This is a genomic window from Allomesorhizobium aridi (genome assembly GCF_043769475.1).
Classification (GTDB): Bacteria; Pseudomonadota; Alphaproteobacteria; order Rhizobiales; family Rhizobiaceae; genus Allomesorhizobium.
This window is the reverse complement of record NZ_CP171729.1, coordinates 894,753-907,632: the sequence shown is the minus strand read 5'-3', so window position 1 is coordinate 907,632 and position 12,880 is coordinate 894,753. Positions and strand designations below refer to the sequence as shown.

The window sequence follows — 12,880 nt, the reverse complement described above, 5'->3', positions numbered from 1 at the left end:
CATTCCCGCCACGGTCGCCGAACTCTTTTCAGTGACCACCGGTCTTTCTTCTTGGGCCCGACAGTTGTACTAATCCGCCAGTCAATATCTCGAACGACTAAGCGGGTGTAACCTATGCATTTTTCTGGATTGTTGGCTCGCCTGTCCGCCGGTTCGCTCGCGAAGCGCGTATTGCTCCTGCCGGTTGTGCTGACGCTCGCGGCGGCCGCGGGAGCGGCCTTCGCGCAGGAAACGCCCAAGCCGGAAAGCCGCGGCGCCTCAGAAACCGGTGAACGCATGGGTCGTGAATTGCGCCAGCGGCGCCAATGCCGGCGCGCTCGAGTGCCAGATGTCGCAGAACCTGACAGAGGCCAAGACCGGACAGCGCGTGCTTACCGTAACGATCAGGAAGCAGCAGAAGGACGGCTCGATGGCCATGCTGCTCGCGCTTCCACACGGCCTGTTCATTCCGGCCGGCGCCTCCTACCAGATCGACGCCGGCGAAAAGAAATCCGTTGCGATCCAGACCAGCGACCAGAACGGCGCATATGCGGCCGTGCCGCTCGACGCGGCGCTCATCGCCGCGCTCAAGACCGGAACCAACCTCAACATCGGCATGGAATCGGTGACGCGCAAGCCGGTCGCCATCCCGCTGTCGCTGAACGGTTTCACCGCCGCGATCGACAAGCTGGACGCCATCGAATAGGCCGCAGGCGGTGCAGGACACGGGCAAGACCTACCGCGGCAAGCAGCTTTCGCTCGACGGCAAGCGATTCGAGAACTGCGTCTTCGACCGTTGCGAACTGGATTACGGCGGCGGCGTCCCGCCGGTCCTTTCCGGCTGCTCCTTCGAAAACTGCTCGTTCTCCTTTTCGGGCAAGGCCGCCTACACGCTGGCATTCCTGAGCGGGATGCATGGCGGCGGCTTCGGCGCCATGGTCGAGCAGACCTTTCAGGGCATCCGCGACGGCGCCTATCTGCAGCTGCCGCTGCAGAATCTGGACCCTCAAGCCGCATCGCGGCCGCCGGTCGACGCTCATCCGCTGGCCTTCCGGACCCCGCGCATCGTCAGCATTCCCAAGCGCAAGAGCTGAGCCTTCCAGCCTCCGGCAGCCGGCCGCAATGGCTCCGGCGGAGGCGTGGATTTGGGGAACCATCCCTTTTTGGGACCGTTTTGAACAGTGATCGCCTGCTGATCGATCAACTCGAACAGGAAAGGAATCCGTCATGAAATTCAAGATGCTCCCGATCGCAGCGCTTGCCGCTGGACTCGCCAGCGGCGCCTTTGCGCAGACCGCTCCGGTCCAGGACGATACAGGCCCGGCCCCGGCGGTCGACCCGACCACCACCAGTTCCCTGGAAGATACCACTCTGATGAGACCCTTCTTTACCGACGACACGTTGACCACGTTGCGTCCGGTCGAGGAGCTGAGGAGCGCCTGGGCGGCAATGTCCGAGCAGAATCGCACGACCATGCGCAGGGATTGCGAGGAGAACCCGTCCATCAAGTATCGCGAGTTCTGCGGCGCTGTCGAAAACATGTAAGCACGAAGTACTTCGCGCCATCGAAACAGCGGGCCTCGGCCCGCTGTTCATTTGTGACCGCTACTCGGGATCGGCTTCCAGCATAGCCGCCAGAAAGGCCAGGACGGCTTCGCGCTCGGCGGGCGTGACGATGTCCGTCTCGAACAGCCGCAGGCTGCGCATGCCCTCGAGCCGCCAGGAAAATGGCGAGCACGGCGTTCCGATCGCGGGCATTTTCTTTCAGGCGGTCGAGCATCGAACGCTTGAAGCGGCTCACGGGCACGAGAAGCTGCGGATTTTCCGCCAACGCCGCGAGCACACCGGAGGGCGGAGGCTCCGCCTGCTCGGCAACGAACATGTCGATATAGGCCGCTGCAAGGCTGTTCGGCCCGCCGCCATGGGCCTTTTCCTTCTCGCTGAGCGCAGCGTCGAAATCCCGCAGATGCTGCTCCACCAGCGCCTCGAGGAGCTTCGATTTCGACGGGAAATGGTAGAGCAGGCCGCCCTTCGACACCCCGGCCCGCTCCGCCACTGCATCGAGAGACAGGTTTCCCGGGCCGATGTCGCCTGCCAAGGCGGCCGCGGCCGACAGTATTTTCTCGCGCATAGCCTTTTTCACGGACCCAAACCCGCCTTTGACAGTTCCTCCGATTACATCCGGAGGTTGACAATACCGTCCGGACGGTACAGTAAACGGCTCGATTTGCAAGGGCTGCCGTCCGGCACGGGCGGAACCTGCAGGATCGCCAAATGTTCGTAGATTGTTTCGAACCCCTGGTATTTTCATGATCAAGCGCCTCATCATCGCCTTCGTCCTGCTCGTGCTGGTCTGCGGCGGCATCATCGGTTTCAACATTTTCCGCGATCGGGCCATCGAGCAATATTTCGCGAACGCGCCGGTCGCGGCTGCCACGGTGTCGGCGACAATCGTCGAACCGATGAAGTGGACGCCGGGGATCGAAGCCATCGGAACCATAGGCGCGGCGCGCGGCGTCGACCTGACCGTCGAGACTTCCGGGATCATCAAGGACGTCTTGTTTACCGCCAATCAGCGCGTCGAACAGGGCGACGTTCTCGTCCAGCTCGACGACGTGGTCCAGCAGGCCGACCTTGCGGCAGGCCTGACCCAGGCAGCGCTCGACAAGACTGCCTACGACCGCGCGCTCGAGTTGCAGAAGCGCGGCGTCGGGACCGACGTAAACGTGGAGTCCGCCAAGGCGGCGGCCGAGGCGTCGGCCTCGCAGGTGGCCAAATTCCAGGCGGTTCTCGAGCAGAAGCAGCTGACGGCGCCCTTCGCCGGCACGATGGGCATTCCGCGCATCGATAACGGACAATATATCGCGCCCGGCACGATCGTCGCCACACTGCAGGATCTCGAAACGATGCGCGTCGATTTCTCGATACCCGAACAGCAGCTCGAACTGGTCGAGATCGGGCAGACGGTGCGGCTCGGCGTGAGCGCCGCCGACATGCCCTTTTCAGGTTCCATCATCGGCATCGAACCCAAGGTCGACCCGGTGTCGCGCCTGGTCTCCATCCGGGCGGAGGTCGTGAAGCCCGAAGGCCGGCTGAGCCCCGGCCAGTTCGTCCAGGTGCGGGTGCAACTGCCCGAGGAAGACGGCGTGCTCGCATTACCGCAGACGGCCGTCGTCACCAGCCTCTACGGCGATTACGTCTTTGTCGTGCGGCCGGCGGAAGACAAGGCCGGTGAAGCCGAAACTGCCCAGCCGGCGCAGGCTGGCGCCGCGCCGGCCGCTGAAGCGCCAGCCGAAAACCAGGAGAGCGCCGAACCCGCACTCGTCGTCGATCAGGTCTTCGTCACCACCGGCCGCCGCTCCCAGGGGCTGGTCGAGGTACTCAAGGGCATCGAGCCCGGAGACCAGGTGGTGACGGCAGGCCAGAATCGCCTGTCGAACGGTGCGCCGGTCAAGGTCGACAACACCGTCAATCCGGCAAACATCACGGCGGCCTCGAAATGAGCTTCTCCGACATCTTCATCCGCCGGCCGGTCCTGTCGCTCGTCACCGCCTTCATGATCCTGCTGCTCGGCTTCCAGGGCATATTCAACCTGTCGGTGCGCCAGTATCCGGAGGTCGAGGAGACCGTGATCACCATCACGACGGTCTATCCCGGCGCCAGCCCCGATCTCATCCAGGGTTTTATCACAGCGCCGATCGCGGCGGCCGTCGCGACGACCGAAAACATCGACTACGTCACTTCGCAGAGCCGCCCCTCGACGAGCATCGTCACCGTGCAGATGCAACTCGGCTCCAATCCCGATGTTGCGCTTACCGAGGTGATGTCGAAAGTGCAGCAGGTCAGGGGCCAACTGCCGACCGACGCCGAGGATCCGACCATCGTCAAGGGAACGGGCGAGCAGTTCGCCATCATGTATCTGGCGATGCAGAACCCGAACATGACCTCGGAGCAACTCACAGAGTATATCGAGCGGGTCATCAGGCCGCGTCTTTCCACCGTCCAGGGCGTGGCGGAGGTGCAAATCCTCGGCGCGGCGAATTATTCGATGCGCGTCTGGATCGATCCGGTGCTGCTCGCCGCGCGTGGCCTGACCGCCACCGACGTGCTCACAGCCATTGAATCTTCGAACTATCTATCGGCGCCGGGCAAGACCAAGAACGAATACGTCGCCTATTCGATCACGCTGCAATCCACGCTGCAGACGCCGCAAGCCTTCGCGGAATTGCCGCTAAAGACGCAAAACGGCAATGTGGTGCGCCTGCGCGATGTCGCCAAGGTCGAACTGGCGGCCGAAAGCACCGACACGGTCGTCAAGTTCAACGGCGAACCCGGCACGTTCATCGGCATATTCCCGACGCCGGCGGCCAACCCGCTGGACACCGCGGCCGCCGTCATCGACGAATTGCCGGCGCTCCAGGCCAGCCTTCCCGAAGGCATGACGATCACCATGGTCTACGATGCGACCGAAACGATCAGCGCCTCGATCGAGGAAGTGTTCACGACCATCGCCGAGGCCGTGGTGATCGTGGTGATCGTGATCCTCCTGTTCCTCGGTTCGTTCCGGTCGGTGCTGATGCCGGTCGTAACCATTCCGCTTTCGCTGATCGGTGTCTGCTTCCTGCTGTTCGTGCTCGGCTATTCGATCAACCTTTTGTCGCTGCTCGCCATGGTCCTGGCCATCGGCCTTGTGGTCGACGACGCCATCGTGGTGCTCGAAAACATCCACCGCCACATTGAGGAAGGGCTGACGCCGATGCAGGCGGCGTCAGTCGGCATGAAGGAGATCACCGGGCCTGTCATCGCCATGACCATCACGCTGGCCGCGGTGTTCGCGCCGCTGATGTTTACCGGCGGGCTTACCGGATCGCTGTTTCGCGAATTTGCCGTTACGCTCGCTGGCGCGGTCATCATCTCGGGCTTCGTGGCGCTCACGATCACCCCGATGATGTCGGCGCGCATCCTCAAGGCTGACATCCACAGCCGCTTCCAGAGTTTCGTCGACCGCACCTTCGAACGGGTCGCCAACCGTTACGAACGGCTGGTGTCCGGCTCGCTGGACTACCGGCCGGTGACCTTGATGATCGTCGTCGCGCTGATGGGCGTCACCGGCTACATGTTCTTCAAAACGTCGAGCGAACTGGCACCGGAAGAGGATTCCGGCGCGCTGTTTTCGCTCATCCAGGCGCCGCGCTACGCAACCTCGGAATATACCAGCCTCTATGCCGACCAGATTCGCGAACTGACCAAGGATATTCCAGAACTGCGGGCGAATTTCTCCATCGTCGGCATGGGCGGCGAAAACAATACGGGCTTCGCCGTCTGGGCGTTCAAGGACTGGGCCGAGCGCGAGCGTTCGCAGGCGGAGATCCAGCAGGACATACAGGGCCGGCTTGCGCATGTTGCTGGCGCGCAGGCGCTGGTGTTTGCACCGCCATCCCTGCCCGGCGCCGGCGGCGGCCTGCCGATCTCGCTGGTGATCCAGTCGACCGGCGATCCGAGCCAGGTGTTCGAGGTCGCCGAGCAGATCAAGCAGGAGGCGCAGGCGACCGGCCAGTTCATCGTCGTCCAGAACTCGCTGGCCTTCGACGCGCCGCAGGTGACGATCACCATCGACCGCGACCGCGCCGCGGCTCTCGGCCTGCCGATCCGCGACATCGGGACGACGCTCGGCCTGCTTGTCGGTGGCGGCGCAGTGGCGCAGTTCGACCGCGATTCCAACAGCTACGACATCATTACCCAGGTGCCGCCGGAGTTCCGCAACAATCCCGAAAGGCTCGGGCAGTTCTTCGTCCGCAGCGTTTCGGAGGAAATGGTGCCGCTGTCGGCGGTGGTGGATATTTCGGTCAACGCCTCCCCGGCTTCGATCGAGCAGTTCAACCAGCTGAATTCCGCAACGATCACGGCGCTTCCCGTGCCTGGCGTCACCACAGGCGACGGACTGGCGACGATCGAGAACATCGCCCGGCCGCTGCTTCCGGCAGGCTTCTTCATCGACTATTCGGGCCAGTCGCGGCTGGAGGCCGAACAGGGCAACACGATCCTGATCGCGTTCGCGCTCGCCGTGATCGTCATCTATCTGGTTCTCGCGGCGCAGTTCGAGAGTTTTCGCGATCCACTGATCATCATGATGTCGGTGCCGCTGTCGATCTTCGGCGCCATCGTGCCGCTCAACCTCGGTCTCGGCACGCTGAACATCTACACCCAGGTCGGCCTGATCACGCTCATCGGCCTCATAACCAAGCACGGCATCCTTTTGGTCGAGTTCGCCAACCAGCAGCGCGAGCAGCATGGATTGTCGCGCCGCGAAGCCATTGTCGCTTCCGCAAAGGTGCGCCTGCGGCCGATCCTGATGACCACCGCCGCCATGGCGCTGGGCGTGGTGCCGTTGATCCTCGCCTCCGGGGCGGGCGCGGCCGCGCGCTATTCCATGGGCCTGGTGATCTTCTCCGGCGTTCTCGTCGGCACGATGTTCACCCTGTTCGTCGTGCCGATGTTCTATACCTTCATCTCGCGCAAGGAACTTGTTCAGCACGAGTCGCTCGAACCGGTCGCCCAGCCTGCGCCGCATTGAGGTCGATCTCACAAGTACGGCTTCCATTCCTCACTTCTCCTGGGCGAAGGCAGCGCTTGGATGAAACCCCATCGTTGGAAAGAGCGTTCAACACCCCCTTGCTCCGATTCCTGATTTATTCGGCGTTCAGGCATGGATTCCCGACACTCTCCGCTCGTTCCTCGCTCACGAGGTCGGGAATGACGATCTGCAAGAATGCCTCCGCCAATCTCCAGCGCTGACGATTTGCGGAAGCGCTCCATGAAGCCGTCATTCCCGACCTCGTAAGCGAGGAACGAGCGGAGAGTGTCGGGAATCCATGCCTGAACGCCTAAGAGCCTGAATCAAAAAGGATGTTTTGATATCAAGCTCTTGCGAGCCTGCGTGTGAGCAGGCGAATGTGGGCGACGTATAACCAGGCTTCTGCGGAGGCGATGGATTTCTCCCAGTCCTTAGCCAGCCTGCGGCATCGCCCCAGCCATGCGAATGTGCGCTCCACGACCCAGCGGCGCGGCAGGACCTCGAAGCCTTTGGCTTTGTCCGTCCGCTTGACGATCTCCAGGGTGAACGTGCCGATCTTTTGCATCGCGCCCTTAAGCTTCGGCCCGGCATAGCCGCCGTCGGCGAAGACGTGTCGCAGCCACGGCCAGCGTTCGAGAATGGTCTTGAGGGCAGCCGGTGCGCCGTCCCGGTCCTGGATATCGGCGGCATGGACGACGAGACCGACCATCAGCCCGATGGTGTCGACAACGATGTGACGCTTGCGCCCGTTGATCTTCTTTCCTGCGTCGAAGCCCCGAATTCCGCCGCTTTCCGTGGTCTTGACCGATTGGCTGTCGATCACGCCCGCCGTCGGACTCGCTTCCCGACCCTCGGCCTCGCGCGCCGCCATGACGAGGCTGTTGCTGATGGTCCGCAACAGGCCCTCCTCACGCCAGCGATAGAAGTACTTCTGCACCGTTGAAAAGGGTGGGAAGTCTTTCGGCAGCAATCGCCACGCGCCGCCCGACGAGGCGAGGTAAAGAAGTGCGTTCACGACCTCGCGCAGGTCCGTCTTGCGCGGCCGGCCGATGCGGTTCGCCGACGGCATCATCGGCGCAATCAGCGCCCACTCCGCATCGGTCAGATCGCTTGCGTAACGGGCGCAACGCCGCTCATAATGCGCACGGGTGATTTCAGTCCAGGCCATCGTGATCTCCATCGAGATCTCGCAAATCCGACGGAATCACAACCTGCTGAAATCACTCAACTCTTTTGGAACGGACACTAAGACACTCACAGCAGGACCGGCTGATCCACTCCCCTTGAGCGAAGGGGTAAGGCCGTAGAAGCCAACCCGCCTACCCGCAAAAAATCGCATGCAATCTCCGAGTTATTTGCTATCGCTGACCAACCGTCCTCTCCCATTACCGAGTACCGCCCATGCCCAGCCGCCCGCCGCTTACGCCGATCGTCGAAGCCCTTCCCGCCACGGTACCGTTCGTCGGCCCCGAGGCGCAGCAGCGCGCCAGCGGCAAGCCGTTCCGGGCGCGCATCGGCGCCAATGAAAGCAGCTTTGGACCTTCCCCGAGCGTCATCGCGGCGATGGCGGCTGCCGCGCCCGACATGTGGATGTATTGCGATCCCGACAATCACGACCTGAAGGCCGCACTTGCAGCCCATCTCGGCGTGGAGCTCGGGAATGTCGTCGTCGGCCAGGGCATAGACGGGCTGCTCAACATCGCGGTCCGCATGCATGTCGCGCCCGGCGACGTGGTGGTCACTTCGCTCGGCGCCTATCCCACCTTCAACTTCCACGTCGCGGCGAGCGGCGGCCGACTGGTCACCGTTCCCTATGTTGACGACCGCGAAAGCCTCGACGGCCTGCTCGCAGCCGTCAGGCGAGAAAACGCCCGCATGGTCTATCTGTCCAACCCCGACAATCCGATGGGTACTTGGTGGGAGGCGAATGAGATCACCCGCTTCGTCGAGGCGCTGCCGGAAACGACGATGCTCATCCTCGACGAGGCCTATGGCGAGACCGGGCCGGCATCGGCCATGCCCCCGATCGATATTGCGCGTCCCAATGTGCTGCGCATGCGGACGTTCTCGAAGGCTTATGGGCTTGCCGGCATACGCTGCGGTTACGCGGTCGGCGAAGCGCAGGCCATCGCCGATTTCGAGAAGGTCCGCGACCATTACGGCGTCAGCCGGATGGCGCAGATAGCCGGGCTCGCCGCACTTGCCGACCAGACTTATCTCCACGAGGTCGTCGGCAAGGTCGCCGCAGGGCGCGAGCGGATCGCGGGCATCGCAACCGCCAACGGTCTCTCCCCCATTCCCTCGGCCACCAATTTCGTCACCATCGACTGCGGCAGAGACGGCGCTTTTGCGCTCCACGTGCTGCAGGGACTGCTGTCGCGCGGCATCTTCCTCCGCAAGCCGATGGCTCCCGGGCTCGACCGCTGCATCCGCATCAGCGTCGGGCTGCCGGCAGAACTGACGCTGTTTGCCGAAGAGTTGCCCGGCGCGCTTGAAGCCGCGCGCCGCTGATCAGAGCATTTTTGGCTCAGTCTGTGCCGCCCCTCACCTGCCTCCTGAGCGAAGTCGATGGGCGGCATCCTCTCCCCGTAATCCTTCGACAAGTTCAGGACGGGGAGAGGAGCGCGCTCCAGCGTTGATGCCCCTCTCCCCGTCCTGAGCTTGTCGAAGGATCACGGGAGAGGGTAAGGGTGAGGGGCAGCACTGACTAAACCAGAAGCGCCCTAGCCCGCTTCCGTGGTCGCGGTTCACTCTCGCAAGTGCTCGCGCAAGGTGCCTTCCAAAATCGAGAGCGCCTCGGCGAACTGGTCACCTTTCAGCACTGCAAAGCCGACGCGCATGTGATCAGGCATTGCGAAGCAGTCACCCGGCGCGACAAGCACGCCCTTGGCCGCCAGAGCCTCGCAGAACGGGCGGCTGTCGCGTCCGTCGCGAAACCACGGGAAGGCGACGGTTCCGCCCGCAGGCTTCACCCACGCCAATATGTCAGCCACACGCTCCATATGCTCCGAGAGCGCGGCTAGATTTTCCTCCGCGACCGCCTGCAGCCTCGCCAGCAACGTCTCGCGATAACGCAAGGCATGCGTCGCCAGCGCCTCGAGAACCGGCGAACTGCTGATCGTGAAATAGCTTCGCGCGTCGATGATCTTCTTGCGCCGTTCGGGATCGGCGTCGACGATCCAGCCCATGCGCAGACCCGCCAGCGACAGCGCCTTGGACATGTCGCCAATTACAAGCACGTTGCTCATGGACGCCGCAGACGGCGGCCGTGCACCGAAATAGAGCGGGTGATAGACCTCGTCGACGATGAGCGGCACGCGGCGTTCCGCCAGCGCGGCGGCGAGCGTGCCTGTCTCGTCCGGCGACATGATCGCGCCGGTCGGATTGTGCGGCGTGTTCACCAGCGCAAGCACGGTTTCGCCGTCGGCCGCGGCCAGCACGTCTCGTGCGGACTGCCGATAATTGCCTTCGCGGGCCATGTTGTAGTGGCGCGCGCCGAGGCCCCAGACGTTCGCCATGGCCTCGAAGGCCGGGAATGCCGGCGACGGCAGGACGACGTTGCCGCCCGGCCGGGCCGCCAGGCAGAGAAGCACCGACAGGGCCTCCGACGCGCCGGTCGTCACCACGACCCAGTCGGGATCGACCCCGAGAAATTCTCCGATTTCCTCGCGAAGCGCGCTGCTTCCCTCGGCCGGCGCATAGCTGACGGTCACATCGTCGAGACGTGACGTTTCGGTTCCGAGCGACAGCAATTCGCCGACGGTCCATTTCGGCCCGGTGCTCGCTGCCAGATCAAACGCAATGGGAGGCGACGCGAACTGGTACTTTGCGAGCCAGTGGTCGAGGAGAAAAGGCGGCAGATCCATGGCGTAGCTTTCTCTGGCAGGATTTCGGGACAAACGATCTTTTCGCAAAGGCTTCTGCACTATCCGGCAAACGGCTTGTTTTCGTATAGGCCTGACAGATGGAAAGCGTTGGCCGGCAGCGGCCGCTACACACCGCCCAGAAGCTCCTCCAGCCGGTCGAGCAGCGGCCGCTGGCCCTCGATGATCTTTTCATGCGCATCCGCCAGCGAGAACCAGCCGGCGCGATCGACTTCCGGGAAGGAGGCGACGCGTCCGCTTCGCGGTGGCCATTCCATCTCGAAGCTGTTGCTTGCCAAAGTGGCGGGATTGAAATCGCATTCGGCCGCGAAGGCGGTAACGGTCTTGCCGGCCTTCTGCCTTATGTCGCCGAGCGGCGTCATTACGCCGGCGATCGTCCAACCGGTCTCTTCGGTGAATTCTCGCCGGGCCGTGGCTTCCGCGTCCTCATGGTCGGCATATTCGCCTTTCGGGACGGACCACGCGCCCAGGTCGCGGTTTTGCCAGAACGGCCCGCCCGGATGGACGAGCAGGACTTCGATCGCCTCTGCCCGCTTACGATAAACGAGAGTACCTGCGCTTCTTGCCGCCATGCCTCAGCTTCAGCCGTTATGGACTTTCATGCAAGACCTCCATTTGGCTTGAATTAATTAAACGTTCGTTTTATTATCGCCACAAGAGGAGCGACAATGGCGCGCACGACAGGATCGGACGGCGGCAGGACGGAGGCAGCGACGCGCGAAGCGGCGCTCAGTCTCCTTGCCCGCCATGGCTACGAAGCGATGTCGATGCGGCAGCTCGCCGCCGAGGTCGGCGTGCAGGCGGCGGCGCTCTATCGCTATTTCCCGACCAAGGAAGACCTGCTGTTCACGCTGATGCGCGAGCATATGGAGGGCCTGCAGCAAGCTTGGGAGGCGGCGCGGCCGGCAGTGCCAGATCCCGCCGCGCGGCTCTCGGCCTTCGTCGAAAACCACATCCGCTTCCATGTCGCCCGCCGCCATTCCACCCATGTCTCGAACATGGAGTTGCGCAGCCTGTCCAAGGACCGGCTTTCCCAAATCCTGCGCCTGCGCGGATCATACGAGAAGGAACTGCGCCGGATTCTTCGTGATGGCGCCGAGTTAGGGGCGTTCACCATCGACGATGTTGGCATGACCGCGATGGCCGTCATCCAGATGATTACAGGCGTGATCGTCTGGTTCCGCCCGGACGAGCGGCTCTCTGTCGAAGAGGTCGCAGAAACCTACCTTTCCATGACAAAGCGCCTCGTGGGCGCGGACGCCTCGAGGGAGATGCGAAATGTACGACCGCACGCTGAATTTCGGGCTGGGTGAGGACATCGACAGCTTGCGCGACCTGGTGCGCCGCTTCGCCCAGGACAGGATCGCGCCGATCGCGGCGGAGATCGACCGCGAAAACGTCTTCCCCGCGCATCTGTGGGCCGAACTCGGCGCGCTGGGTGTGCTCGGCATCACCGCCCATCCCGATTTCGGCGGCTCGGGTATGGGTTATCTCGCCCATGTCGTGGCGGTGGAGGAGATTTCGCGCGCCTCGGCCTCGGTCGGCCTCTCCTACGGCGCTCACTCCAATCTCTGCGTCAACCAGATCAACCGCTGGGCGACACCTGAGCAGAAGGCGAAATATCTCCCTGCCCTGTGCAGCGGCGAGAAGGTCGGTGCACTCGCCATGTCGGAGAGCGGCTCCGGATCCGATGTCGTGTCGATGCGTCTGAGAGCCGAGAAGAAAAACGACCGCTTCGTGCTGAACGGCACCAAGATGTGGATCACCAACGGGCCCGACGCCGATACGATGGTCGTCTACGCCAAGACCGACCCGGAGCGGAATTCACGCGGCATCACCGCCTTCATCGTCGAGAAGGAAACGCCCGGCTTCTCCGTTGCGCAAAAGCTCGACAAGCTTGGCATGCGCGGCTCGAACACCGGCGAACTGGTGTTCGAGAATGTCGAGGTGCCGTTCGAGAACGTGCTGCACGAGGAAGGCCGCGGTGTCGAGGTGCTGATGTCGGGCCTCGACTACGAACGCGTGGTGCTGGCCGGCGGGCCGCTCGGCCTGATGGCGGCTTGCCTGGATGTCGGCGTCCCCTATTGTCACGAGCGCAAGCAGTTCGGCCAGCCGATCGGCGAGTTCCAGTTGGTCCAGGCGAAGCTCGCCGACATGTATACGGCGATGAACGCTTCCCGCGCCTATGTCTACGCGGTCGCGGCCGCCTGCGACCGCGGCGAGACGACCCGCAAGGACGCGGCCGGCTGCGTGCTCTTCGCGGCCGAGCGCGCGACGCAACTGGCGCTCGACGCGATCCAGTTGCTCGGTGGCAACGGCTACATCAACGACTACCCCACCGGCCGCCTGTTACGCGACGCCAAGCTCTACGAGATCGGCGCGGGCACCAGCGAGATAAGGCGGTGGCTGATCGGGCGGGAGATCATGGCGGAGGGGGATTAAT

The 12,880-nt window shown here is 63.3% G+C and carries 12 protein-coding genes; 8 read left to right on the top strand and 4 right to left on the bottom strand.

What is annotated here, in order from left to right; translation table 11 throughout:
* The first annotated feature begins 268 nt into the window (after positions 1 to 268).
* The 3 genes from ACG873_RS06380 (at position 269) to ACG873_RS06370 (ending at position 1,524) form a co-directional block, all read left to right on the top strand.
* Positions 269 to 685 (top strand): invasion associated locus B family protein, encoded by a 417-nt coding sequence (locus ACG873_RS06380; RefSeq protein ID WP_394890957.1) that lies wholly within the window; start codon positions 269 to 271, stop codon positions 683 to 685.
* Positions 686 to 695: 10 nt separating this feature from the next.
* Positions 696 to 1,073, top strand: coding sequence for a hypothetical protein (locus ACG873_RS06375; protein WP_394890956.1), 378 nt, complete (start codon positions 696 to 698; stop codon positions 1,071 to 1,073).
* Positions 1,074 to 1,206: 133 nt separating this feature from the next.
* A complete protein-coding gene (locus ACG873_RS06370; protein ID WP_394890955.1) occupies positions 1,207 to 1,524 on the top strand; it encodes a hypothetical protein in 318 nt (105 codons plus the stop codon).
* Here the strand turns inward: ACG873_RS06370 and ACG873_RS06365 are convergent.
* A complete protein-coding gene (locus ACG873_RS06365; RefSeq protein ID WP_394890954.1) occupies positions 1,484 to 2,110 on the bottom strand; it encodes a TetR/AcrR family transcriptional regulator in 627 nt (208 codons plus the stop codon). The two genes, ACG873_RS06370 and ACG873_RS06365, sit on opposite strands and share 41 nt — an antisense overlap.
* Positions 2,111 to 2,288: 178 nt before the next feature.
* Here ACG873_RS06365 and ACG873_RS06360 point away from each other — a divergent pair, with 178 nt between their 5' ends.
* Positions 2,289 to 3,482 (top strand): efflux RND transporter periplasmic adaptor subunit, encoded by a 1,194-nt coding sequence (locus tag ACG873_RS06360; protein ID WP_394890953.1) that lies wholly within the window; start codon positions 2,289 to 2,291, stop codon positions 3,480 to 3,482.
* Positions 3,479 to 6,553 (top strand): efflux RND transporter permease subunit, encoded by a 3,075-nt coding sequence (locus ACG873_RS06355; protein WP_394890952.1) that lies wholly within the window; start codon positions 3,479 to 3,481, stop codon positions 6,551 to 6,553. The genes ACG873_RS06360 and ACG873_RS06355 overlap by 4 nt, the downstream gene beginning before the upstream one ends.
* A 343-nt stretch (positions 6,554 to 6,896) precedes the next feature.
* Here ACG873_RS06355 and ACG873_RS06350 read toward each other — a convergent pair whose 3' ends face one another.
* Positions 6,897 to 7,721 (bottom strand): IS5 family transposase, encoded by an 825-nt coding sequence (locus ACG873_RS06350; RefSeq protein ID WP_394885740.1) that lies wholly within the window; start codon positions 7,719 to 7,721, stop codon positions 6,897 to 6,899.
* Between the two features lie 233 nt (positions 7,722 to 7,954).
* Between ACG873_RS06350 and ACG873_RS06345 the strand changes: the two genes are divergently transcribed.
* Positions 7,955 to 9,064 (top strand): pyridoxal phosphate-dependent aminotransferase, encoded by a 1,110-nt coding sequence (locus ACG873_RS06345; RefSeq protein ID WP_394890951.1) that lies wholly within the window; start codon positions 7,955 to 7,957, stop codon positions 9,062 to 9,064.
* Between the two features lie 236 nt (positions 9,065 to 9,300).
* Here the strand turns inward: ACG873_RS06345 and ACG873_RS06340 are convergent, their stop codons facing one another.
* Together ACG873_RS06340 and ACG873_RS06335 are read right to left on the bottom strand one after the other, a co-directional pair.
* Positions 9,301 to 10,419, bottom strand: coding sequence for a pyridoxal phosphate-dependent aminotransferase (locus ACG873_RS06340; protein ID WP_394890950.1), 1,119 nt, complete (start codon positions 10,417 to 10,419; stop codon positions 9,301 to 9,303).
* Positions 10,420 to 10,544: 125 nt separating this feature from the next.
* Positions 10,545 to 11,009, bottom strand: a complete 465-nt coding sequence (locus tag ACG873_RS06335; RefSeq protein ID WP_394890949.1) for an NUDIX domain-containing protein — start codon at positions 11,007 to 11,009, stop codon at positions 10,545 to 10,547.
* Between the two features lie 96 nt (positions 11,010 to 11,105).
* Here ACG873_RS06335 and ACG873_RS06330 point away from each other — a divergent pair, with 96 nt between their 5' ends.
* Both ACG873_RS06330 and ACG873_RS06325 read left to right on the top strand, forming a co-directional pair.
* The gene (locus ACG873_RS06330; RefSeq protein ID WP_394890948.1) at positions 11,106 to 11,750 is read left to right on the top strand and encodes a TetR/AcrR family transcriptional regulator; all 645 of its coding nucleotides are present in this window, start codon (positions 11,106 to 11,108) and stop codon (positions 11,748 to 11,750) included.
* Positions 11,716 to 12,879, top strand: coding sequence for an isovaleryl-CoA dehydrogenase (locus ACG873_RS06325; RefSeq protein ID WP_394890947.1), 1,164 nt, complete (start codon positions 11,716 to 11,718; stop codon positions 12,877 to 12,879). The genes ACG873_RS06330 and ACG873_RS06325 overlap by 35 nt, the downstream gene beginning before the upstream one ends.
* The last annotated feature ends 1 nt before the right edge of the window (position 12,880 follow it).